This is a genomic window from Pseudomonas orientalis, from assembly GCF_002934065.1.
In the GTDB taxonomy this organism is placed as follows: domain Bacteria; phylum Pseudomonadota; class Gammaproteobacteria; order Pseudomonadales; family Pseudomonadaceae; genus Aquipseudomonas; species Aquipseudomonas orientalis_A.
On sequence record NZ_CP018049.1, the window covers coordinates 5,251,990 to 5,274,754 of the forward strand.

Annotated in this window: 19 protein-coding genes; 16 read left to right on the top strand and 3 right to left on the bottom strand. The window is 59.6% G+C overall.

The annotated features are described in order from the left end of the window. Nucleotides 1-14 precede the first annotated feature (14 nt). The 8 genes from eat (at nucleotide 15) to BOP93_RS23720 (ending at nucleotide 7,677) form a co-directional block, all read left to right on the top strand. Nucleotides 15-1,448 (top strand): ethanolamine permease, encoded by a 1,434-nt coding sequence (eat, locus tag BOP93_RS23685; protein WP_104504847.1) that lies wholly within the window; start codon nucleotides 15-17, stop codon nucleotides 1,446-1,448. A 63-nt stretch (nucleotides 1,449-1,511) separates the two neighbouring features. After that, complete coding sequence (locus BOP93_RS23690; RefSeq protein ID WP_104504848.1) at nucleotides 1,512-2,906, top strand: ethanolamine ammonia-lyase subunit EutB; 1,395 nt, start codon at nucleotides 1,512-1,514, stop codon at nucleotides 2,904-2,906. Then, nucleotides 2,903-3,736: an ethanolamine ammonia-lyase subunit EutC gene (gene eutC / locus BOP93_RS23695; protein ID WP_104504849.1), complete on the top strand. Its 834-nt coding sequence runs from the start codon at nucleotides 2,903-2,905 to the stop codon at nucleotides 3,734-3,736. The genes BOP93_RS23690 and eutC overlap by 4 nt, the downstream gene beginning before the upstream one ends. A gap of 91 nt (nucleotides 3,737-3,827) precedes the next feature. Next, the gene (locus BOP93_RS23700; RefSeq protein ID WP_056861944.1) at nucleotides 3,828-4,286 is read left to right on the top strand and encodes a GNAT family N-acetyltransferase; all 459 of its coding nucleotides are present in this window, start codon (nucleotides 3,828-3,830) and stop codon (nucleotides 4,284-4,286) included. Between the two features lie 293 nt (nucleotides 4,287-4,579). Next, complete coding sequence (locus tag BOP93_RS23705; protein ID WP_104504850.1) at nucleotides 4,580-5,236, top strand: DedA family protein; 657 nt, start codon at nucleotides 4,580-4,582, stop codon at nucleotides 5,234-5,236. A 6-nt stretch (nucleotides 5,237-5,242) separates the two neighbouring features. Further along, nucleotides 5,243-6,058 carry a zinc-dependent peptidase gene (locus BOP93_RS23710; RefSeq protein ID WP_104504851.1) on the top strand — a complete coding sequence of 272 codons (816 nt, stop codon included), beginning with the start codon at nucleotides 5,243-5,245 and terminating at the stop codon, nucleotides 6,056-6,058. Nucleotides 6,059-6,167: 109 nt separating this feature from the next. Beyond that, nucleotides 6,168-6,695, top strand: coding sequence for an inorganic diphosphatase (ppa, locus tag BOP93_RS23715; protein ID WP_049711351.1), 528 nt, complete (start codon nucleotides 6,168-6,170; stop codon nucleotides 6,693-6,695). Nucleotides 6,696-6,906: 211 nt separating this feature from the next. Continuing rightward, on the top strand, nucleotides 6,907-7,677 hold the full coding sequence (locus BOP93_RS23720) for a LexA family transcriptional regulator (RefSeq protein WP_104504852.1): 771 nt from the start codon (nucleotides 6,907-6,909) through the stop codon (nucleotides 7,675-7,677). 293 nt (nucleotides 7,678-7,970) lie between these two features. On the opposite strand, the gene BOP93_RS23730 is transcribed toward BOP93_RS23720, so the two are convergent. Further along, nucleotides 7,971-8,207, bottom strand: coding sequence for a hypothetical protein (locus BOP93_RS23730; protein WP_104504853.1), 237 nt, complete (start codon nucleotides 8,205-8,207; stop codon nucleotides 7,971-7,973). Between the two features lie 504 nt (nucleotides 8,208-8,711). Here BOP93_RS23730 and ycaC point away from each other — a divergent pair. Continuing rightward, nucleotides 8,712-9,344 (top strand): isochorismate family cysteine hydrolase YcaC, encoded by a 633-nt coding sequence (gene ycaC, locus BOP93_RS23735; RefSeq protein ID WP_104504854.1) that lies wholly within the window; start codon nucleotides 8,712-8,714, stop codon nucleotides 9,342-9,344. Nucleotides 9,345-9,402: 58 nt separating this feature from the next. Here ycaC and BOP93_RS23740 read toward each other — a convergent pair whose 3' ends face one another. Then, the gene (locus BOP93_RS23740; protein ID WP_104504855.1) at nucleotides 9,403-9,828 is read right to left on the bottom strand and encodes a hypothetical protein; all 426 of its coding nucleotides are present in this window, start codon (nucleotides 9,826-9,828) and stop codon (nucleotides 9,403-9,405) included. Continuing rightward, complete coding sequence (locus BOP93_RS23745) at nucleotides 9,818-10,582, bottom strand: type IV toxin-antitoxin system AbiEi family antitoxin (RefSeq protein WP_104504856.1); 765 nt, start codon at nucleotides 10,580-10,582, stop codon at nucleotides 9,818-9,820. The genes BOP93_RS23740 and BOP93_RS23745 overlap by 11 nt, the downstream gene beginning before the upstream one ends. 486 nt (nucleotides 10,583-11,068) lie before the next feature. Between BOP93_RS23745 and BOP93_RS23750 the strand changes: the two genes are divergently transcribed. From BOP93_RS23750 to BOP93_RS23780, 7 genes are all read left to right on the top strand, one after another. After that, on the top strand, nucleotides 11,069-15,679 hold the full coding sequence (locus BOP93_RS23750; RefSeq protein ID WP_104504857.1) for an RHS repeat-associated core domain-containing protein: 4,611 nt from the start codon (nucleotides 11,069-11,071) through the stop codon (nucleotides 15,677-15,679). Nucleotide 15,680: 1 nt separating this feature from the next. After that, nucleotides 15,681-16,061 (top strand): hypothetical protein, encoded by a 381-nt coding sequence (locus tag BOP93_RS23755; protein ID WP_104504858.1) that lies wholly within the window; start codon nucleotides 15,681-15,683, stop codon nucleotides 16,059-16,061. 131 nt (nucleotides 16,062-16,192) lie between these two features. Further along, a complete protein-coding gene (locus BOP93_RS23760; protein ID WP_104504859.1) occupies nucleotides 16,193-17,332 on the top strand; it encodes a Fic family protein in 1,140 nt (379 codons plus the stop codon). A gap of 74 nt (nucleotides 17,333-17,406) precedes the next feature. After that, the gene (locus BOP93_RS23765) at nucleotides 17,407-17,649 is read left to right on the top strand and encodes an exodeoxyribonuclease VII small subunit (RefSeq protein WP_003176346.1); all 243 of its coding nucleotides are present in this window, start codon (nucleotides 17,407-17,409) and stop codon (nucleotides 17,647-17,649) included. Further along, the gene (locus BOP93_RS23770) at nucleotides 17,646-18,533 is read left to right on the top strand and encodes a polyprenyl synthetase family protein (RefSeq protein ID WP_104504860.1); all 888 of its coding nucleotides are present in this window, start codon (nucleotides 17,646-17,648) and stop codon (nucleotides 18,531-18,533) included. Before BOP93_RS23765 ends, BOP93_RS23770 begins: the two co-directional genes overlap by 4 nt. A gap of 110 nt (nucleotides 18,534-18,643) precedes the next feature. After that, nucleotides 18,644-20,542 carry a 1-deoxy-D-xylulose-5-phosphate synthase gene (gene dxs, locus BOP93_RS23775; protein WP_104504861.1) on the top strand — a complete coding sequence of 633 codons (1,899 nt, stop codon included), beginning with the start codon at nucleotides 18,644-18,646 and terminating at the stop codon, nucleotides 20,540-20,542. A 141-nt stretch (nucleotides 20,543-20,683) separates the two neighbouring features. After that, a complete protein-coding gene (locus BOP93_RS23780) occupies nucleotides 20,684-22,555 on the top strand; it encodes a TonB-dependent receptor domain-containing protein (RefSeq protein ID WP_104504862.1) in 1,872 nt (623 codons plus the stop codon). The last annotated feature ends 210 nt before the right edge of the window (nucleotides 22,556-22,765 follow it).

Consider the following 22,765-nt stretch of genomic DNA (forward strand, 5'->3'; position numbering starts at 1 on the left):
GAAAGGTACTTCCCATGCCCAGCGAACCCATAAATTCTTCCGTCGACTTCGAAAAAGTCGACTCCCAATACTTCCAACAACGCGAACTTAAAAAAGGCGCCGCCGGCTGGGTGTTACTGGTTGGCCTCGGCGTCGCCTATGTCATCTCCGGCGACTACGCCGGCTGGAACTTCGGCCTGGCCCAGGGCGGTTGGGGCGGGATGTTTCTCGCCACACTGCTGATGGCCACCATGTACCTGTGCATGTGCTTTTCCCTGGCCGAACTGTCCTCAATGATCCCCACCGCCGGCGGTGGCTACGGCTTTGCCCGCAGCGCGTTCGGCCCCTGGGGCGGGTTCCTGACGGGCACGGCGATCCTGATCGAATACGCCATCGCCCCCGCCGCCATCGCGGTATTTATCGGCGCGTATTGCGAGTCGCTGTTCGGTATTGGCGGCTGGATGATCTATTTGGCGTTCTACATCATCTTTATCGGCATCCACATCTTTGGCGTCGGTGAAGCGTTGAAGTTGATGTTCGTAATTACCGCCATCGCGGCCATCGCGCTGGGTGTGTTCCTGGTATCGATGGTGCCGCACTTCAACGTCGCCAACCTGCTGGATATCCCGCTGAGCGACGCCAAGGGCGCCAGCAGCTTCCTGCCGTTCGGCTACGTTGGCGTGTGGGCGGCGATCCCCTATGCGATCTGGTTTTTCCTCGCGGTAGAGGGCGTGCCCCTGGCTGCGGAAGAAACCAAGAACCCCAAGCGCGACCTGCCACGCGGGCTGATCGGCGCGATTGTAGTGCTGACCAGTTTTGCCCTGTTGATTCTGGTGATCGCACCCGGCGGCGCCGGCACTTACGCGTTGATCAAATCCGGCAACCCGCTGGTGGAAGCCCTGGCCCTGGCCTACGGCGGTTCGACTTGGATGGGCGGTTTCGTCAACCTGGTAGGTCTGGCCGGCTTGATCGCCAGCTTCTTCTCGATCATCTATGCCTATTCGCGGCAGATATTCGCCTTGTCCCGCGCCGGCTACCTGCCGCGCAAACTGTCCGAGACCAACAAGAGCAAGGCACCGGTATTGGCGTTGGTGATTCCAGGGATTATCGGCTTTGGCCTGTCGCTGACCGGCCAGGGCGATCTGCTGATTCTGGTGGCGGTGTTCGGCGCGACCATTTCCTACGTGTTGATGATGGCCGCCCACATCACCCTGCGCATCCGTCGCCCCAAAATGGATCGCCCGTACCGCACGCCGGGCGGCATCTTTACCTCGGGCGTGGCGCTGGTACTGGCCTGCGTGGCCGTGGTGGCGGGCTTCCTGGTGGATCCACGGGTGGTGATTGGCGCTGCGATCATCTATGGAGTATTAATTGCTTACTTTGCTTTCTACAGCCGGCATCACTTGGTAGCAGGCACGCCGGAAGAAGAGTTTGCGGCGATCCAGGCCGCAGAGGCCGCCTTGCACTGATTGCCGAAAACCTCGACGCGGGCGGCGTTTCCAGGTCCGCCCGCGTCATTCAGGAGACACTGTATGGCAAGCTTTTCCCACGCGGTGGGTGCACACACCTACCGCTTCGACAGCCTCAAGGATATGATGGCCAAGGCCAGCCCGGCGCGTTCCGGGGATTTCCTCGCCGGTGTTGCCGCACAAAATGACGGCGAACGGGTGGCCGCGCAGATGGCGCTGGCGAATATCCCGCTCAAGCACTTCCTGCAGGAGGCGCTGATTCCTTACGAGAGCGATGAAGTCACCCGATTGATCATCGACACCCACGATAAACAGGCGTTTGCACCGGTCAGCCACCTCACCGTCGGCGGCCTGCGCGACTGGCTGCTCAGCGACGCGGCCGACGAACAGTCCCTGCGTTTATTGGCACCGGGGCTGACACCGGAAATGGCCGCCGCCGTGTCCAAGATCATGCGCGTGCAGGACCTGGTACTGGTGGCGCAGAAGATCCGCGTGGTCACCCGGTTTCGCGGCACCCTGGGCCTGCGCGGGCGCCTGTCCACGCGCCTGCAGCCCAACCACCCCACCGACGAACCGGCGGGCATCGCCGCCAGCATTCTCGACGGCCTGCTCTACGGCAACGGCGATGCAATGATCGGCATCAACCCGGCCACCGACAGCATCGCCTCAATCTGCGCCATGCTCGAGATGCTCGACGCCATCATTCAGCGCTACGACATCCCCACCCAGGCCTGCGTGCTGACCCACGTCACCACCTCCATCGAGGCGATCAACCGTGGCGTGCCGCTGGACCTGGTGTTCCAGTCGATCGCCGGCACCGAGGCGGCCAACGCCAGCTTCGGCATCAGCCTGAGCCTGCTGCAGGAAGGTTACGACGCCGGCCTGAGCCTCAATCGCGGCACCCTGGGCCAGAACCTGATGTATTTCGAAACCGGCCAGGGCAGCGCCTTGTCGGCCAACGCGCACTTTGGCGTCGACCAGCAAACCTGTGAAACCCGCGCCTACGCGGTGGCCCGGCACTTCAAACCGTTTCTGGTCAACACCGTGGTCGGCTTTATCGGCCCCGAGTACCTGTACAACGGCAAACAGATCATCCGTGCCGGTCTCGAAGACCACTTCTGCGGCAAGTTGCTCGGCGTGCCGATGGGTTGCGACATCTGCTACACCAACCACGCCGAAGCCGACCAGGACGACATGGACACCCTGCTGACCCTGCTCGGCGTGGCCGGGATCAATTTCATCATGGGCATCCCCGGCTCCGACGACATTATGCTCAATTACCAGACCACCTCCTTCCACGACGCGCTGTACGCGCGCCAGACACTGGGGTTGAAACCGGCGCCGGAGTTCGAACAATGGCTGGCGAAAATGGGCATCTTTACGCAGGAAGGTGGCAAGGTGCACTTTGGTAACAGCCTGCCACCGGCGTTTCGCCACGCTCTGGCGCAATTGGGATGAAGGAGCCGACCGTGCAACCAGAATTGCCTGACAACCCATGGCTGCAACTGCGCCGCCTGACCCCGGCGCGCATTGCCCTGGGCCGCACCGGCACCAGCATTCCGACCAACGCCCAACTGGACTTCCAGTTCGCCCACGCCCAGGCGCGGGACGCGGTGCACCTGCCCTTCGATCATGAAGCGCTGAGCCGCCAATGTGCCGAACGCGGCCGCGACAGCCTGTTGCTGCACAGCGCCGCCACCGACCGGCATACGTACCTGCAACGCCCCGATCTTGGACGCCGCTTGAGCGATGAATCGGCCCAGACCCTGCGCGACTATGCGGCAGCCCATCCGAATGGGATGGACCTGGCGATCGTAGTAGCCGATGGCCTGTCGGCGCTGGCCGTGCATAAACACACCGCGCCCTTTCTGACACGCCTGGAAGAACAGACCCACGCTGAAGGCTGGTCCTTGTCACCGGTGATCCTGGTAAAGCAGGGCCGCGTGGCAGTGGCCGACGAGATCGGGCAACTGCTCGGCGCCAAAATGGTGGTGATCCTGATCGGCGAACGGCCGGGGCTCAGTTCGCCGGACAGCCTGGGGCTGTATTTCACTTACAACCCCAAGGTCGGCCTCACCGACGCCTACCGCAACTGCATCTCCAATGTGCGCCTGGAAGGCCTGAGTTACGGCATGGCGGCCCATCGCCTGCTGTACCTGATGCGCGAGGCCTGCCGCCGGCAATTGTCCGGGGTCAATCTCAAGGACGAGGCGCAGTTGCAGACAATTGAATCAGATGACCCGGACTTGATGAAGGGTAATTTCCTGCTCAGCCCACCCGTAGACTGATCGCCGCACGATTGCGCTTTTTCGTGGCTTTAGGCAGCATCAAGCGACGACCGCGCGCGTGGTCATACCCATTTGGAAGTTGAGGCCTGGCATGCGGATTACTCAAGCGACCCTGGAACACCTGGACCTGCTCACCCCGCTGTTCGTCAAATACCGCGAATTCTATGGGGCCCTGCCGTTCCCGGACTCGTCGCGGGCCTTCCTGGAAAAGCGCCTGCGCCGCAAGGAATCGGTGATCTACCTGGCACTGGCCGATGATGATGACAAGCGGCTGCTGGGGTTCTGCCAGCTCTATCCAAGCTTCTCTTCGCTGTCGCTCAAACGGGTGTGGATCCTCAACGACATCTATGTGGCAGAGGACGCGCGCCGGCAACTGGTCGCCGATAACCTGATGCGCACAGCGAAGAAAATGGCCAAGGAAACCCACGCGGTGCGGCTGCGGGTATCGACCAGCAGCGATAATGACGTGGCGCAGAAGACCTATGAGTCCATCGGCTTTCGCGAAGACACCGAATTCAAGAACTACGTGCTGCCGATCAGCGAGGACTGAGCGCGGCAGTCCCCTGTGGGAGGGGGCTTGCCCCCGATAGCGGTGTGCCAGCCAATAGGCATGTCACTGCCCCACCGCCATCGGGAGCAAGTCCCCCCACATTTTCAAACCGAGCCCCACCGCTTCACACTTTCACGACACTCCCCGCTACAAAAGCCACACGCTTTTCACCATTCAATCCGTATAATGCGCACCTCTCAGGGTTGTAAGAATCTCGACATACACGTGTAGCCTTATTTCCCGTCGTTCCCGCACTGGCCTGCTGAGCCGGGCCATTCACACAGGTGCCATCCATGGATTTCAACCCGCTTGACCTTATCCTGCATCTCGATGTTTACCTCGACATGCTGGTAACCAATTACGGTCCGTGGATCTACGCCATTCTGTTCCTGGTGATTTTCTGCGAGACCGGCCTGGTGGTCATGCCGTTCTTGCCGGGCGATTCTTTGCTGTTCATCGCCGGTGCCGTTGCCGCAGGCGGCGGCATGGACCCGGTATTGCTGGGCGGCCTGCTGATGCTGGCGGCCATCCTCGGCGACAGCACCAATTACGTGATCGGGCGAACAGTGGGCGAACGCTTGTTCAGCAACCCGAACTCGAAAATCTTCCGTCGCGATTACCTGCAGAAAACACACGACTTCTACGACAAGCACGGCGGCAAAACCGTGACCCTGGCGCGCTTCCTGCCGATCCTGCGCACCTTCGCGCCGTTCGTCGCCGGCATCGCGAAAATGCCCTACCCGCGCTTCTTCGGGTTCAGCGTGCTCGGCACCATCCTTTGGGTCGGCGGCCTGGTGACCCTGGGCTATTTCTTCGGCAACGTGCCGTTCATCAAGAAGAACCTGTCGTTGCTCGTCGTGTTCATCATCCTGCTGTCCCTGGTGCCAATGATCATCGGCGTGGTGCGCAGCCGCTTTGGCCGCACCTCCTCCGAAGCCAACCCACACTGATTGCCCATGTGGTCCCTCAGCGCCTGGCGTCGCCGGCGCCTGCTGGCCAAGCACCCGATTGCCGATGACACCTGGCAGCGGGTGCGCCACCACCTGACCTTCCTCGACGGCCTCACAGCCGAGCAAGACCAGTGGCTGCGCGAAGCCTGTGTGCTGTTCCTCGCCGAAAAACACCTCACCGCCCTGCCCGGCGTCGAACTGCACCAGGAACAACGCCTGCTGCTCGCCGCCCAGGCGCAACTGCCGCTGATGAACCTGGGCGACCTCGACTGGTATCAGGGCTTCCATGAAATCGTGCTGTACCCCGACGACTTTCTCAGCCCGCAGCGCCATCGCGATGCCAGCGGCGTGGAACACGAGTGGGACGGCGAACACAGCGGCGAAGCCTGGCAGCAGGGCCCGGTCATACTCGCCTGGCCCGGGGTACTGGCCAGCGGTCAATGGGAAGGCTACAACCTGGTCATCCACGAGCTGGCGCACAAACTGGACATGCTCAACGGCGACGCCAACGGCCTGCCACCGCTGCACAACGACATGCGCGTGCAGGACTGGGCCAGCGTGATGCAGAGCGCCTTTGACGACCTCAATCGCCAACTGGACGCCAACCCCGACGCTGAAACCGAGATCGACCCCTACGCCGCCGAAAACCCGGCGGAATTCTTTGCCGTCACCAGCGAATATTTCTTCAGTGCCCCGGACTTGCTGGTCAATAGTTATCCACAGGTGTACGCCCAACTCAGCCGCTTTTACCGCCAGGATCCCCTGGCCCGCCTGACCCAACTGCAAGCCCGCGACCCGCGCTACCAGCCGCAGGGCGAATGACCGTACGACGCTTGGCGCATGGCATCGGCGTCAGAATATGCCTATAATCGCCGCCACTTTTAGGCCAATCCGGCCATGTCACATGGCCAACTAACGGGGGCAACGCCCAATGAGCTACAGCAAGATTCCGGCTGGCAAAGACCTGCCGAACGACATCTACGTCGCCATCGAAATTCCGGCCAACCACGCGCCGATCAAATACGAAATCGACAAAGACAGCGACTGCCTGTTCGTTGACCGTTTCATGGCCACCCCGATGTTCTACCCGGCCAACTACGGTTTCATCCCCAACACCCTGGCCGACGACGGTGACCCCCTCGACGTGCTGGTCGTGACCCCTTACCCGGTCACCCCAGGCTCGGTCATCCGCGCTCGCCCGGTCGGCATCCTGAACATGACCGACGACGGCGGCGGCGATGCCAAAGTCATCGCAGTGCCACACGACAAGCTGTCCCAGCTGTACGTCGACGTGAAGGAATACACCGACCTGCCGCCCCTGCTGCTGGAACAAATCAAGCACTTCTTCGAGAACTACAAAGACCTCGAAAAAGGCAAATGGGTGAAGATCGACGGTTGGGGCGACGCAGAAGCCGCCCGCGCCGAGATCATGAAGTCGGTTGCCGCCTACAAAGGCTGATACCCGCGCCTCATTGCCACGGCAATCAAAAAGCCCCGATTATTCGGGGCTTTTTTGTGGGAAAAATAAACATCAAGTTCAGCGCTTAAGTTTAGACGTTCAACTAACCAGCAACCCTGAAGAATAAAGCTACAACTAAGCAAAAACCTACACGCGCAAATCAACGCATGGTTTATTTGAATGGTTTTCCCGGCCAGTAAACTCTGTGTTCATGAATACATCAGGTGATCGTTTAAAAGCGCTACTACGGGAAGTTCATCTTTCCGCCTCCGACTTCGCCAAGAACCGCGGCGTCACGCCTCAGCACGTGAACAACTGGTTCAAACGCGGCGTCCCCATGGGCCGACTCAACGAGATCGCAGAACTGCTGTGCGTCTCCAGTCGCTGGCTAAGCGACGGCCGCGGCCCCAAACACCCGCCCGCCAACTACCTGTTGGAAGCCCCCACCGCAAGGATTGCACCCGCCCGCGAAGACATCGGCAAATACCTCACAGGCCCCGCCTGCCGCCCGGACAACAACGACGTGGAGATCCCCCTCCACCCCACATTCACCTCAACCGAACGCATCCGCGTCACCCAACACACCCTCCAGACCCTCAACGTAAAACCCGACCGCGCCGTGGGCGCCTACATGGTCGACAACAGCATGATCGACATTATCCAGCAAGGCGCCACCCTCGCCATCGACCGAGGCCGCACCCAAATCATCGATGGCGAAATCTACGCCGTCGAACACGACGGCATGCTGCGCATCAAATACCTCTACAACCGCCCCGGCGGAGGCCTGCGCATGCGCAGCCACAACGCCGGCGAACACCCGGACGAATACCTCACCTACGACGAACGCTTCGAGCAGAACTTCCAAATCGTCGGCTGGGTATTCTGGTGGTCCACCCTCAACAACCGCCGCCCACCCGTCCCGCTGGATGACCACCTGCTGGGCTGGGAAGGCGCTGAACCGGAACCGGAGGTGGGCAACTGAGGTGAATGTGGGTATCATGCGCCGCACATTTGGCAGGGAATGGTTTTAAGCTATTACCCTGCCAGGCGATGCGGAGGAGTTCCCGCAGATGCCCCTACTATTCAGCCCGACGCAATGTGGGCTGAGCGATTTGAAGGCTGGTGAGGTTTGTCAAAAACAAGCTGAGGCAGTCACAGAGAAGCCGGCCATAAGCCGGCTTTTTAATGCCCGCCAATCTCGGCTCAATTGTCCAACAGCCGCTGGACAATTGAATGATCAAAAGAGGCCGCCTAGCGATTTGCCGGCCTTGCGCGTCATGGGGCCTGCAAACACGCCACAGCCCGATCGGCCACCATCCTGGCCATCTCCACCAAATGCATCACCGCCCTTTGCGGCGCAGCCACTGGCTCGCCGAGCACCTGCGACGTGGCCAGCGCACAATGCAGCAGCTCAGCCACCTGCACCCAGGCGTCCTCGAAGCTCAGTTCTTCATTGACGGAAAATGGGTTGGTCACAGCTGATGACGGCGAATCCGAACAAACGTTATCCATAGCAAAACTCCAATCGATAATTTGGAGCTGCCACTTTCGGCGACTAAACAAAAGGCGGCAGCTGTACGCAGGTTAGTCGACCGGTCGATTGGAAACCCGGCGCACCCGGAGGTGCCCTGCGCACAGCCACCATAAGATGCAGGCGATGGGGTGCCTGACTCATGAATTGCTTATGCGCCAATCGAATCCGGGCGACTAAACCCGGTCACTGAATGTGCAGTGACAATCCGCAGCCTAGTCACCCATTCCCGCTGGCGCAATGCGGTTGGGATTCTCTCGGAAACGTCCTGCAAATGAAAGGGATAGGACCTGCTGGCCATTCAAAGTCAAATCCCCCATCGCTCTCCACATTGATTTTGTGCAACAGACTGCTGCACTAACCATCGTCCTGTTCGAGTTGACAGTAAGACTCATCACAGCCGATTTATCCCTTACTTCCCACCCATTAATCTATGCCCATGTTGAACACAACGCCCACCAACCTAAACAAAAAAGGATTCAACCATGAGCACTCCAACCTACAACCACCTCAACAAAGACGACGCCATCGTGCTGCTGGTCGACCACCAGACCGGCCTGATCTCTCTGGTGCAGGACTTCTCCCCCAACGAGTTCAAGAACAACGTGCTGGCCCTCGCCGACCTGGCCAAGTTCTTCAACCTGCCGACCATCCTCACCACCAGTTTCGAACAAGGCCCCAACGGCCCGCTGGTGCCGGAGTTGAAGGAGATGTTCCCGGACGCGCCGTATATCGCTCGCCCAGGCCAGATCAATGCGTGGGACAACGAAGACTTCGTCAAGGCGATCAAGGCCACCGGGCGTAAGCAGATCATCATTGCCGGTGTAGTGACGGATGTGTGCGTGGCGTTCCCGACCTTGTCGGCGCTGGCGGAAGGATTCGAGGTGTTTGTGGTGACGGATGCGTCGGGCACGTTCAATACCACGGTGCAGCAGGCGGCGTGGAGCCGGATGACCCAGGCCGGTGCGCAGTTGATGAACTGGTTCTCGGTGGCGTGTGAGCTGCACCGCGACTGGCGTAACGATATCGAAGGCTTGGGAAATCTGTTGTCCCAGCGTATTCCCAACTATCGCAATTTGATGAATGGGTATGCGGCGTTGACGGCGCAGCAGAAGTAAGCGAACCGAACCTGATGACAAGCCTGCCCTTAAAAGCAGGCTTGTTTCATGAAATGCCTTAGCCAGCCAACAACTGCTCAACCACCGCTTCCAGCTTCGCCACTGCTTCCATCCGTTTTGCAGCCGGCATCTGCCTGACGTTATGCAACTTCCATTGCACGGCAGGCAAGCGATCTATTCCCGGCAGGTTCAGCGTCGTCCAGTCCGGCTTTCCCTGTTTGATCGAGATCAGGAAGGCGCCATCCTGTTCATCGAATTGTTGGCGGATCGCCGTTAACAACGCCTCCCTCGCCGCTTCCAACTGGCCAAGTGTAACCGGCTCTCGCGTCATGCCGGCGAATTCAGCCTGAAACACGCCCGCCAATGGCTTCCAGCGGGGTGCCAGCAATTCAGCCATGGGACGGCAACATCGTTCTGCCGCCACGTAAGGAATGACCTGCACCAGCAGACGAACCTGAGCGGCATAACGTGGATCAAGTGGCATTGGCAAAACGCTCCGGAACGGTAATAAGGAACTCTTTATCGAGTCGACCGCCCCGGATGATTTGCCGCTTGCCCTTGCCTGGATCAATGCTGGAACGGTCTATTCGCTCATACCAGGTATGAGCCGCATTGCGCGCCAGCACAAAGAACACACGTTTGACGCGGATGGAGTTGCACGCTTCAAGCAGCTTCTGCAGGCGCCTGGGGCTCAACGTGGCAAGACCGTTCATCACATCGGCCACACCGCTGAACAGCATCTCGTCGGCGCTTTGGTGAATAAGCTCGAGCACCGCACGTTCCGGGGTGGAGATTTTTAGCGCGAATTGGCGGTAAGGTATTTGGAAAACTTGTAACGCCATATCTTCCAGCCCTGTGAAGAGCGCGCCCGGATGGAAGTTAATCTGCGCTTCCCATTCATGCTTGCGAAACCAACCGGGGAGAACGGCGCCTGAGGTGCCAAATAAATCAACGGTTTCTTTTCCAAACGTCAGGTAATGGCTGTAACCGGCCAGGCTCAACGCCGTCGCGCCGCCCGGCCAGATTTGCACTGTTGCGTCCTGTTGCAACGCGAATACACCGCTGTGCCAGTCGATACTGTCACCGCTGCGTTTCCAGGCGCCGTGACCCACACGCTCTACCCAGCCTGTTTGCTGATATTTCTGAATCAGGTTGGGGCCGACGCCCTGCTCGTGAAGCCACGCCTGGGTGGCGATCGTGCCCGATGGCCAATTTGCGAGAAGGCGGTTTATTTTCATGAAAAATATATCCCTATAAGGGTATTTATAGGATGAATATTAAACCATGGTACCGCTTCGGGGATTACTTTGTCCGCCTTTTATTGTCCACCTAATAGTAGGCAGTAAGACTCCCTCCACCCCGATTTATCCTCCATCAACCACCCATTAATCTGTACCCATGTTGAACACAACGCCCAACCAGCCCAAATAAAAAAGAATTCAACCGTGAACACTCCAATCTACAACCGCCTCAACATTAGCCGCGCAAATCGCCGAGTTGCAGCGGATGGAAGCCAGTTTGAATGCGTTTAAAACCCAGCTGAAAGGCGCTCAAGGCACTGTTCGTCAATCAGCAGCGTCGCTATCTGAAGTGATCCGGGGGCAAACGTCGACATCGAAAATTGCCCGCCTTTTGTAAGCGCAATCTGATTTTTCAAACCGCTCATCCAGCCGCCTTTCGCTGCGGCAGACTCCGACGCCTTGCCTTCTGCCGAGACGTCATGGATGACCCACGCTGCCCACATCACCTCGATCGAATATGAGCTGGATACTTTCCATCAGAGCCTGACGATTTATCGCCAGCAAATGGGTGCCTGGTATTCCCGAGCACTGAATTCGGTGAGCCATGCTGCGGATATGCCGTCGTTGCTGGGGATGGACCGGGTGTTGCGGGCCGGGGATTCGCAGCAGTCGGTGAGCCATACCGACGCGGATTTTTCTACCGTGGCTCGTTGCCCGGTGGGAGGCGTGCTTAAGATCCAGAGCAGGTTCGAGTCGCTGTATGACGTACCGATTGGCGACATCCCTGTTGAGGTGACGCGCCTGGATGACGGCAGTTCAGCCGTGATCATGCTCGATGAACACGGCGAGGGTTCGCACTATTGCGCCGCTGGCGGACGCTATCAGGTTCGGGTTCAAGGCGGTGTTTCAGCGCAGCAAGTGGATGCCCTGTTTGCCTCTTATGCCGGGCTGAAAGCAGATCTGGAGCAATGGCTACGCGATCAGTGGAAGGACTTCAAGCCGCATTGGCAGCAATCCACGGCCAGTGCAATTGGCAGCGGCGTACTGGCGGGCAGTTGGGCGGCGATCCATGAGGTGTGGGACAGCATAAAGCTGGTGCAGTCGATCCTTGAAGATCCGTTGCAGTACGTAGAGCACTTGGGAGCCCAAGCAGCCAAGTTGGCGCAAATCGCCAGCGATGCACCCAAAATCATGGAACACGCGATGTTGCTGGCCAGTGATGAGGCGGCACTGTTTCTTCTGGTGCGCACCGCGCTGGTCTGGCTGGACGCATTGCCGCCGGGCCAGATCGCGCAAGTAGCTGCAGGGTTGATCGTGTCGCTGCTGATTGATCTGGTGATTGGCGCGGTACTGACCATCGCCTTACCGGCGGCGGGTGTGGCGTATTTGAGCTTGCGGCTGGGCAAGTATGGCGCTCGGATTGTTGATGCTGCGGTTGGCTTCATACAGAGCATGCTGGCGATTCTGACCAAGTTTATGCAGGCGGTGGATCGCTATAAAGCGGTGGCGGTTCGAGGGGTGGTCGGTGGGCTGAAGCAGGGCACCCTGCAGATGCGCTGGAAGGCTCGGCAGAACGCGGTGCTGCTGCATAAAGAGCATGTAGATGATGCGCCTACCTCGGCTAAAAATCCGGCTGGAGATACTGCTGCCTCTGCGGATAAAACCGTTACCCACGGTTGCCCGGTGTCGATGGTCACCGGCGAGGAACTGCTGACCCTGACCGATGGCGCGCTGGATGGCATCTTGCCGTTCGAGTGGACGCGTTTGTACCGCACCAGTGCGGTGGAAGTGGATTGCGGGCTGGGGTTTGGCTGGAGTCACGCGCTGGCGCACAGGCTTGTGGTTTCAGCCGATTCGGTGGTGTGGACCGACCATGAGAATCGCTCGACCACCCTGCCCTTGCCGACGGCTGCTCGGCCGGCGATTACCAACAGCCTGGCGGAAGCGGCGATTTATTTGGGCTCGGTTCCTGACGAGTTGGTGCTGGCCCAGGCTTCTCGGTTTTATCACTTTTGCGACGGCGTGCTGACGGCGATCAGCGATGCGTATGACAACCGGCTGCGCATTGTCCGGGATCAGTTGGGGCGTATTGAGCGACTGGATAACGGTGCAGGCCGTTCGCTTTTGTTGCGGTATGAATTCGACCGCATCGTGGCGGTGGACTACCAGGTGCATCGCGCCAAAGGCCATGAACCCTTCGTGTGGGTGACCGAGCAGAACATCGTTTCCTACGCCTACGACGACGCCGGACGACTGGTATCGGCGACCAATGCGGTCGGTGAACGCGAGGTTTATCGGTACGACGAACAGCACGTCATTCTTGAGCGGCAGTTGGCCGGTGGGGCGAGTTTCTTTTGGGCGTGGGAAAGATCTGGTAAAGCCGCACGCTGTGTCCGGCACTGGGCCAGTTTTTCGCAGATGGACACACGGTATGTATGGGGCGATGACGGCAGCGTCAACGTGCACAACGCCGATGGCAGCCAGGAAGTGTATGTCCATGACGACCGGGCGCGACTGGTACAGCGCATCGATCCCGACGGCGCCCGGCATTTCAAATCCTACGACGACAAGGGCCGACTGACCGTCGAGCAGGACCCGCTGGGCGCGGTGACGGCGTATCAGTACGACGACGCCGGACGCTTGATCGCGCTGTTTCCGGGGGAGGATGAGCCGACGTCCTACGAGCATGACAATGGTTTCGTACGGGTTGTACGGCGTGGTGAGGCGGTCTGGAAATACGAGCGTAATGAGCAAGGCGATGTCATCCGCAGGATTGACCCGGAGGGCAACGCGACGGATTACAGCTACGACAAGCGGGGGCAACTGACTGGGGTCTGGTATCCCTACCACAGTTGTCATCGGCTGGTGTGGAATGAGCGCGGGCAGCTTGTTGAAGAACAGCTGCCCAATGGCGGGATCAAGCGTTATCGCTATGACGATCTGGGCCGGCAATTGTCGCGTGAGGATGAGCTTGGCGCGCTGACTCAGTATCAATGGGACGCGGTAGGACGCCTGCTGAAACTGACCCAATCCGACAGTACCTATCGGGAATTCAGCTACAACCCCTACGGAAAAATCATCGCCGAACGCGATGAACTCGGCCACCTCACCCGCTACGAATACGCCGACGGCCTGCACCTGATCAGCCGCCGCATCAACGCCGATGGTACCCAGGTCAAGTATCGCTACGACAATGCCCGCCTTTTGCTGACTGAAATCGAAAACGAAGTCGGTGAAACCTATCAACTGGACTACCACCCCAACGGCCTGATCCGACAGGAAACCGGCTTCGACGGCCAACGCACCGCCTATGCCTACGACCTCAACGGCAACCTGCTGGAAAAGACCGAACATGGCGACGATGGCAGTCAGCTCGTTACCCGTTACGAGCGCGATCATGCCGGTCGTCTTGTAAGAAAAACCCTCCCCGATGGCAATACGGTCGACTACACCTACGACCGCCAAGGCAACCTCCTCAGCGTCGAAGACGGCCACTGGGCGCTGGCTTACGAGTACGACAAACAAAACCGCCTCACTGCTGAGCACCAGGGCTGGGGCACCTTGCGCTACGGCTACGATGCCTGCGGGCAACTTCAACATTTACGCCTGCCGGACAACAACCGCCTCACCTTCAACCATGACAAAGGCGGCCACCTGGCCACCGTCGAACTCAACGGTAACGTGCTCACCTCGCATCTATTCAACGCCGGTCGCGAACACCAACGCCAACAAGGCAAGCTGCTCAGCCACTACCACTACGACGACCAAAACCGCCTGCACGCCCACGCCGTTACCCAGCAAGGAAACCACCTTTACCAACGCCAATACGACTACGACAAAGCCGGCAACCTCACCCGCCTGCTCGACACCCGCAAAGGCGAACACCGTTACCGCTACGACCCGCTAAACCGCCTGACCCGCGCCGATCACTCGCAAGACGTGCAGGAGCGTTTCGGCCACAACCCCGCCGGCAATTTGCTTATGCAAGACAGGCCGGGGCCGGACATCGTGGCGGGCAATCGCCTGATGATCCAAGGCGATCACCATTACGACTATGACGCTTTTGGAAATCTAATAAGAGAACGGCGCGGCAAAGGTCATTCACTCGTCACCGAATACCGCTACGACTGCCAGCACCGGCTGATCGGCGTCACCAAGCCCAACGGCCAAACCGCAAGCTATCGCTATGACCCGTTTGGTCGACGTATCAGCAAAACCATAGAAGAGAAAACCACAGAGTTCTTCTGGCAAGGCGACAAGCTGATCGCCGAACACCATGCGGAACGTCATCGCAGCTACCTCTACGAACCCGACAGCTTCCGTCCGCTGGCACTGCTGGAAGGCTTCGGGCCGGAAGACGTAAAGCCCTACCACTACCAACTCGACCACCTCGGCACACCGCAGGAACTCACCACGCCCGACGGTGAAATCGTCTGGTCCGCGTACCACCGCGCCTACGGCGAAATCAGCCGCCTCGACGTCGGCAAAATCGACAACCCGCTGCGCTTCCAAGGCCAGTACTACGACCAGGAAAGTGGCCTGCACTACAACCGCCATCGCTACTACAATCCGGATATTGGTCGTTACCTGACGCCGGACCCGGTAAAGCTGGCGGGTGGGATCAATGCGTACCAGTACGTGCCCAACCCTACAGGCTGGGTAGACCCTCTAGGTCTGAACAATTGTCCAGGTGAAAACAAGTGCCAGCAGAGTAGTCATGAAGGTCCAGAGGCACTGCCGCAGGCTAATGAATACAGCACACCCACACCTAAGAGCCCAAATGCGCGACCTGATATTGGCTACCACAAGGAGACCTATGCCAGTAAACCTGTAAATCCGGAAGAAACCGTTCATAAATGGGAAGAGTTTTTGGGACCTCCCCCTCATACGAATACCAACCCACGAACAGGCAAACCTGATAAAGACAGAATTGTTTCCAGCGATGCAAAAAGAAGCATCCGTTACGGCGCTCATGAAATGAACAGCAAGCCAAGCAAGCATCATTATCATGAGGAAACATGGACACTTGAACTGAAGACCAACACGATGAATATAGACAATACTGTTGTACGGGTCCCATTAACGAAGAAGTGAAATGAAAATACGAACGACTGACGTTTTTTCCGTCCAAGACACTTTATGTGTGGAGTTCAGCTCGCTTTTTGGAAATGGCATAGCTTTCTGGCATGGCACCAAACCCAACATCGGTGATGTTTTGGATGTGGAATTAGAATTGGATGAAGTATTTTCCTGGAAGGAAAATATTTATCTTTCTTCTGACACAACGCCAAAAATCACCGTAAATGATGGCATACAGATAATAACTGGCGAGCTTATTAACGGTACAGACGGCTGTGCAGTACTAAAGATAGGGGATTCAGTAATCCTCGTAGAGCTAGACCAGCCAGTGCCGCACGAGCTCGGCTTCGTTGATGTCAGAGCTACCGCCATTCATCTTTACCCAACTAATATCTAAAAAATTTTAGACACTCAAACATCCAATCATCGGCTTGCCCCCTCGACAGTGAGCCGAATGACCAGCACAATCGGCTCACCATATGAGCCGAATAACCCCTACATTCGACTCAGTACCTAGGTACTCCTTCCATGGATCACCCCCGCTGGATCTGGCAACACCTCGATTGGCCCCATTTCCACTGGCAGCCCGGACGCTTGGCTGCTTTGCTGCGCGAATGCAGTCACTCGCAGGGCAAACTCCTGGGCATGCTCGGCTCCGCTGGTCAGGTAGCCAGCGCGCAGAACGAGCTGGACGCGCTGCTGCAAAACATCCTGACCTCCTCCGCTATTGAAGGCGAGCAACTGAATGTCGGCTCGGTGCGGTCCTCCCTGGCGCGACGGTTAGGCTTGGAGGCCACGAAAGCCGATCAGGTAAGCCGCCGTAGCGAAGGCCTCGCTGATCTGATGATGGATGCCACCGAGCAATTCGCCAAACCGTTCACCTATTCGCGTCTGATGCATTGGCACCATTTGCTGTTTCCATCTTCGCAAGCGAGCGTTTTCACGCGAGAGATAACTGTCGGGGGGCTGCGGGGGGATGAGCAGATGCAGGTAGTATCGGGCCGTCTTGACCGGCCTACCGTGCATTTTGAGGCGCCGCCACGCGCGGGGCTGAAGCAGGCGCTCGATGACTTTCTTGAGTGGTTCGAACTGAGCCGCAGTCAAGCGGAACTGGACCCCTTCATACGTGCCGGCGTTGCGCATTTCTGGTTTATCACGCTTCACCCGTTCGATGACGGCAATGGTCGCCTGACACGCGCCATCACTGACTTGGCCTTGGCCCAGGGCGACCATCATGCGATACGCTTTTATGCGATGTCAGCCAGTATCCTTGAGGACCGCCAGGGCTATTACAACGCATTGGAGTCCAGCCAAAAGGCCACGCTCGATATCACGGATTGGCTCGAGTGGTTTCTGAGAACGTTGTTGCGCAGCCTGCAAGAGGCAATGGCGAGGATAGATCGTGTGTTGAGCAAGACGCGATTCTGGGACCACCACCGCGGCGCTGCTTTGTCTGCCGAACAGACCAAGGTGCTCGACCGCCTGCTCGACGGCGGTGAAAGGGGTTTCGAACAGGGCATCAGCGCCGCGCAGTATCAGGCGGTGGCCAAGGTATCCAAGGCAACAGCCACGCGGCACCTGGCTGACCTGCTGGAAAAAAACTGCCTGATCCGTCTGCCCGGAGGCGGTCGCAGCACGCGTTATCAGATTAATACAGCAGGCGAGTAAGCCCCCACTCATTTGCCCCAATCCCCCATGTCTGCTAGTGTCGCGCCGGTTTACCGTCTACCGGAATTGCCGCCATGGCCCGCAAAAAAGTTGCACTCGATTTCGAACAATCCCTCGCCGACCTGCAAACCCTGGTCGAGCGTCTGGAGAACGGCGAGTTGTCGCTGGAAGACTCGTTGACGGCGTTTGAGCAAGGCATCGGCCTGACGCGTGACTGCCAGAGCGCGTTGGCGCAGGCTGAGCAAAAAGTTCAGGTGTTGCTTGAGCGCGACGGGGAGTTGGCCGAAGAACCTTTCGATGCGGAACAACCCGAATGATCGATGCGTATCAGGCCAGTAGCCAAGCCCGGGTAAATGCGGCGCTGGAGCCCTTGTTTGTTGCGCCGAGCCCGGAAATGAAGCGGCTTTACGCCGCCATGCGCTACAGCGTGATGAACGGTGGCAAGCGTGTGCGCCCTTTGCTGGCGTATGCCGCGTGTGAAGCGCTGGGTGCGCCAGCCGAGCAGGCCAACGGCGCGGCCTGTGCGGTAGAGCTGATTCACGCCTATTCCCTGGTACATGACGATCTGCCGGCGATGGACGACGACGATCTGCGTCGCGGCCAGCCGACCACCCATAAAGCCTTTGATGAAGCCTATGCGATCCTGGCCGGTGATGGCCTGCAGAGCCTGGCGTTCAGCGCATTGCTGGACCCGGCGCTGAGCAGCGTCAACGCCGAGACCCGCCTGCGCATGGTCACCGCCCTGGCCCTGGCCGCAGGCCCGGCCGGGATGGTCGGCGGGCAGGCGATCGACATGGGTTCGGTCAGCCTCAAGTTGGATCAACAAGCCCTGGAACACATGCATCGTCACAAGACCGGCGCGCTGATCGAAGCCGCCGTGCAACTGGGCGCCCTGGCCAGTGGCCGGGCTGAAGCGGCGCAACTGGCGGCGCTGCAAACCTATTCACGGGCTGTCGGCCTGGCCTTCCAGGTGCAGGACGATATCCTCGACGTGGAAAGCGACACTGCCACCCTCGGCAAACGCCAGGGCGCCGATATTGCGCGGGACAAGCCGACCTATCCTGCGCTGATCGGGCTTGCGGCCGCCAAGGCCTACGCCCTGGAGCTGCGCGATCAAGCCCTGGACGCCCTGCGACCTTTCGACGCGGCGGCTGAGCCGTTGCGTGATCTGGCCCGGTATATCGTCGAACGTCGCCACTGACAGGTGCGGCCATAAGCGCCGCAAATCGGCCAAGTTCGCCCCTCTGCGTGGGCAGTTTGCAATGCTTGAGGTAAACTGCCGCCTCTTCTATACCTATAACGATTCGCCTGATGCCCACGACGTTCCAAGAGATTCCCCGCAAGCGCCCGTCCACGCCCCTGCTCGACCGTGCTGCCACGCCGGACGGCCTGCGTCGACTGGGTGAAGCCGAGCTGGAAACCCTGGCCGATGAACTGCGCCTGGAATTGCTCTACACGGTCGGCCAGACCGGTGGGCATTTCGGTGCCGGGCTGGGCGTGATCGAGCTGACCATCGCCCTGCACTACGTATTCGACACCCCGGACGACCGGCTGGTGTGGGACGTGGGCCACCAGGCATATCCGCATAAAATCCTTACCGGGCGTCGCGAGCGCATGGCCAGCCTGCGCCAGAAGGACGGTATCGCCGCCTTTCCACGGCGTTCGGAGAGCGAGTACGACACCTTTGGCGTCGGCCACTCCAGCACCTCCATCAGTGCAGCGCTGGGCATGGCGATTGCCGCCCGCCTGCAAGGCAGTGAGCGCAAGGCGATCGCGGTGATCGGTGATGGCGCGCTGACCGCGGGCATGGCCTTCGAAGCGCTGAACCATGCGCCGGAAGTGGATGCCAACATGTTGGTGATCCTCAACGACAACGACATGTCGATTTCGCGCAATGTCGGTGGTTTGTCCAATTACCTGGCGAAAATCCTCTCCAGCCGCACCTACGCCAGCATGCGCGAAGGCAGCAAGAAAGTGCTGTCGCGTCTGCCCGGCGCGTGGGAAATTGCCCGTCGCACCGAAGAATATGCCAAGGGCATGCTGGTGCCCGGCACCTTGTTCGAAGAGTTGGGCTGGAACTACATCGGCCCGATCGACGGCCACGACCTGCCCACCCTGATCGCCACGCTGCGCAATATGCGTGACCTCAAGGGCCCGCAGTTCCTGCATATCGTCACCAAGAAGGGCAAAGGCTTCGCCCCGGCGGAAGTCGACCCTATCGGTTACCACGCGATCACCAAGCTCGAGCCCCTGGACGCCCCCGCCGCCGCGCCGAAAAAGGCCAGCGGGCCGAAATATTCCGGCGTGTTCGGCGAATGGCTGTGCGACATGGCCACCGCCGACCCGCGCCTGGTAGGCATTACCCCGGCGATGAAGGAAGGCTCCGACCTGGTGACCTTCAGCGAACGTTTCCCGCTGCGCTATTTCGACGTGGCGATTGCCGAGCAGCACGCGGTGACGTTCGCCGCGGGCATGGCGTGTGAAGGCGCCAAGCCGGTGGTCGCGATTTACTCGACCTTCCTGCAACGCGGTTATGACCAGTTGGTGCATGACGTGGCGGTGCAGAACCTCGACGTACTGTTCGCCATTGACCGCGCCGGCCTCGTCGGCGAAGACGGCCCGACCCATGCGGGCAGTTTCGACCTGTCCTACCTGCGCTGCATCCCCGGCATGCTGGTCATGACGCCGAGCGACGAGAACGAATTGCGCAAGATGCTCAGCACCGGCCACCTGTACAACGGCCCCGCCGCCGTGCGCTATCCGCGCGGCAATGGCCCGAATGCGGTGATCGAGAAAGACCTGGAGCCGATTGAAATCGGCAAGGGCCTCCTGCGTCGCCAGGGCAGCAAGACGGCCTTCCTGGTGTTCGGCGTGCAACTGGCCGAAGCCTTGAAAGTTGCGGAGAAACTCGATGCCACCGTGGTCGACATGCGCTTCGTCAAACCACTGGATGAAGCCTTGGTGCGCGAGATTGCCGGTAGTCACGAACTGCTGGTGACGGTCGAAGAAAACGCCATCATGGGCGGCGCCGGTGCGGCGGTCAGTGAATTCCTGGCACGGGAGAATATCCTCAAGTCGGTGCTGCACCTGGGCTTGCCGGATATGTACGTCGAACACGCCAAGCCGGCGCAGATGCTGGCTGAATGCGGGTTGGATGAGGCCGGTATCGAGGCTTCGGTGCGCCAGCGTTTGGCGCTTCTGGCCCTGTAGAAACCGGGACTAAATGTGGGAGGGGGCTTGCCCCCGATAGCGGTGTATCAGTACCAGATGTTCTGACTGACACACTGCAATCGGGGGCAAGCCCCCTCCCACATTTTGATGTGTACACCCTTCAAACGCTATGGACAGCCCATGAAACGCCTGAGCCTTGCCCTGCTGCTACCCTGCGCCGATCTGCTCGCCGACACCCGCGATCAGGCCTTGAAACTCTCCGACGTGGTCATCAGCGCCAACCGTCAGGTGCAGGCGCGCAATGACAGCAGCGCCGCCAACACCGTCTTCACCCGCGCCGATATCGACCGCCTGCAGCCCGACAGCGTTACCGACCTGCTCAGTCGCGTGCCCGGGGTGCAAGTGGCGCCCACCGGAGGACGTGGCAGTCTGCCGGGCATCTACATTCGCGGTACAAAATCGGCGCAGAGTCTGGTGCTGGTGGACGGCCAGCGCATCGCCAATACCACCTCCGGCGACAGCGGTCTGCAATACCTCAACGTCGACCAGATTGAGCGCGTGGAAGTGCTGCGCGGCTCACGTTCGGTGATTTACGGCAGCGATGCGATCGGCGGGGTGATCCAGGTGTTTACCCGACGCAACGCCGAGCAAGGCTTGCAACCCCGGGTGAAGCTGGGCTTTGGCAGCCACCAGACCTGGGAGCGCAGCGTCGGCCTGTCGGGCGGCGATGAACAGACGCGCTTCAACCTGGGCGCCAGCCTGGATGAAACGGCCGGTATCAACTCGAGCCATCAGTCGTTTCCCAGCGACGGCGACCACGACGCCTACCGCAATCAGTCCCTGAGCCTGAACCTCAGCCACTCGTTCAGCGATGCGCTGGAGCTGGGCTTCAACCTTTTGGATAACCGCGGCAAGTCGGAGTACGACAACAGCTTCGGGCGCTACGACTTCGCCACCGGGCAAAGCTTCGGCCAGAAACCCTACACCGATTACACCGTCAGCAGTGCCAGCGGCTATGTCGACGCCACCCTCAGCGAAGGCTGGCAGTCGCGCCTGGAGCTGGGCCACAGCGAAAACCGCGACACCAAGCGCGATACCCTCAGCGATGATTTCAGCGTGTTCAATACCTACCGCGACTCGGTCAACTGGCAGAACGACCTGACGCTGAACGAGCGCAACAGCCTGATCGTCGGCGGCGACTGGTACGAAGACCGCTTCCACGGTTCCACCGCGTTTACCGAAGACAGTCGCTGGAACCGTGCCGCCTTCGTGCAGCATCGCTTTCACGGTGAATGGTTTTCCACCGAACTGGGCCTGCGCCGCGACCAGAACCAGCAGTTCGGCGGCCAGAACAGCTGGAGCGGCACGCTGACAGTGCCGATCAACCCTGACAACGACGTTTTGTTCAGCTACAGCGAAGGCTTCCGTGCGCCGACCTTCAACGACCTCTATTACCCCGACACGCAATACAGCAACCCCAACCTGCAGCCTGAGACGTCAAAAAGCTACGAGGTGCAATGGCGCAGCCAACTGGCGGACAGCACACGCCTGGAAGCCTCGCTGTACCGCACCGACCTGAGTGATGCGATCATCCTCGACGGCGGCAAGCCGCAGAATGTGGCGTCGGCGCGAATCAATGGTGTTGAAGCAGCGCTCAAGCAGGAGTTGTTTGGCTGGCAAGGCAACCTGGGCGTGTCGTTGATCGACCCGCGTGATCGCGACAGCGGCCATACCCTGGCGCGCCGCGCACGGCGCACGTTGAACCTGGACCTGGATCGGCAGTTCGATAAGGTCGGTGTGGGCGCGAGCTGGCAGGCGATCAGCAGCAGCTACGATGACGAAGCCAATCGTCATCGCCTGGGCGGCTATGCTTTGCTGGGGCTGCGCAGCAGTTGGGCGTTGAACCGCGAGGTTTCGTTGTCGTTGAAGGTCGATAACGTGCTGGACAAGGCTTATGCGCGGGCGAAGTACAGCTACCTCGAGGGGTATCAGAATTATCGCGAAGCAGCCCGGACGTGGATGCTCGGGGTGACCTGGACACCCGAGATTTGAGTTGCCTGAACCGGCGTCATCGCAGCATAGCTGCCAACACAACTCCAGTCCCCCCAACCCTAACCACGATGCGAAGCGAGCCGCTCCTGATCTTGATCTTGATCTGCTTTTGATCTCAGGCGCCCCGTTAAACCACGCTGGCCGAACGCAGGCTTGAATCCGTGGGTAACCCGGCAGGACGCCGGGTTAGCCGCCCCGCGCCATGGATGG

Coding starts and splice junctions, on each gene's coding strand:
- eat (WP_104504847.1), top strand. CDS start 15: ATGCCCAGCGAACCCATAAATTCTTCCGTCGACTTCGAAAAAGTCGAC.
- BOP93_RS23690 (WP_104504848.1), top strand. CDS start 1,512: ATGGCAAGCTTTTCCCACGCGGTGGGTGCACACACCTACCGCTTCGAC.
- eutC (WP_104504849.1), top strand. CDS start 2,903: ATGAAGGAGCCGACCGTGCAACCAGAATTGCCTGACAACCCATGGCTG.
- BOP93_RS23700 (WP_056861944.1), top strand. CDS start 3,828: ATGCGGATTACTCAAGCGACCCTGGAACACCTGGACCTGCTCACCCCG.
- BOP93_RS23705 (WP_104504850.1), top strand. CDS start 4,580: ATGGATTTCAACCCGCTTGACCTTATCCTGCATCTCGATGTTTACCTC.
- BOP93_RS23710 (WP_104504851.1), top strand. CDS start 5,243: ATGTGGTCCCTCAGCGCCTGGCGTCGCCGGCGCCTGCTGGCCAAGCAC.
- ppa (WP_049711351.1), top strand. CDS start 6,168: ATGAGCTACAGCAAGATTCCGGCTGGCAAAGACCTGCCGAACGACATC.
- BOP93_RS23720 (WP_104504852.1), top strand. CDS start 6,907: ATGAATACATCAGGTGATCGTTTAAAAGCGCTACTACGGGAAGTTCAT.
- BOP93_RS23730 (WP_104504853.1), bottom strand. CDS start 8,207: ATGGATAACGTTTGTTCGGATTCGCCGTCATCAGCTGTGACCAACCCA.
- ycaC (WP_104504854.1), top strand. CDS start 8,712: ATGAGCACTCCAACCTACAACCACCTCAACAAAGACGACGCCATCGTG.
- BOP93_RS23740 (WP_104504855.1), bottom strand. CDS start 9,828: ATGCCACTTGATCCACGTTATGCCGCTCAGGTTCGTCTGCTGGTGCAG.
- BOP93_RS23745 (WP_104504856.1), bottom strand. CDS start 10,582: ATGAAAATAAACCGCCTTCTCGCAAATTGGCCATCGGGCACGATCGCC.
- BOP93_RS23750 (WP_104504857.1), top strand. CDS start 11,069: ATGACCCACGCTGCCCACATCACCTCGATCGAATATGAGCTGGATACT.
- BOP93_RS23755 (WP_104504858.1), top strand. CDS start 15,681: ATGAAAATACGAACGACTGACGTTTTTTCCGTCCAAGACACTTTATGT.
- BOP93_RS23760 (WP_104504859.1), top strand. CDS start 16,193: ATGGATCACCCCCGCTGGATCTGGCAACACCTCGATTGGCCCCATTTC.
- BOP93_RS23765 (WP_003176346.1), top strand. CDS start 17,407: ATGGCCCGCAAAAAAGTTGCACTCGATTTCGAACAATCCCTCGCCGAC.
- BOP93_RS23770 (WP_104504860.1), top strand. CDS start 17,646: ATGATCGATGCGTATCAGGCCAGTAGCCAAGCCCGGGTAAATGCGGCG.
- dxs (WP_104504861.1), top strand. CDS start 18,644: ATGCCCACGACGTTCCAAGAGATTCCCCGCAAGCGCCCGTCCACGCCC.
- BOP93_RS23780 (WP_104504862.1), top strand. CDS start 20,684: ATGAAACGCCTGAGCCTTGCCCTGCTGCTACCCTGCGCCGATCTGCTC.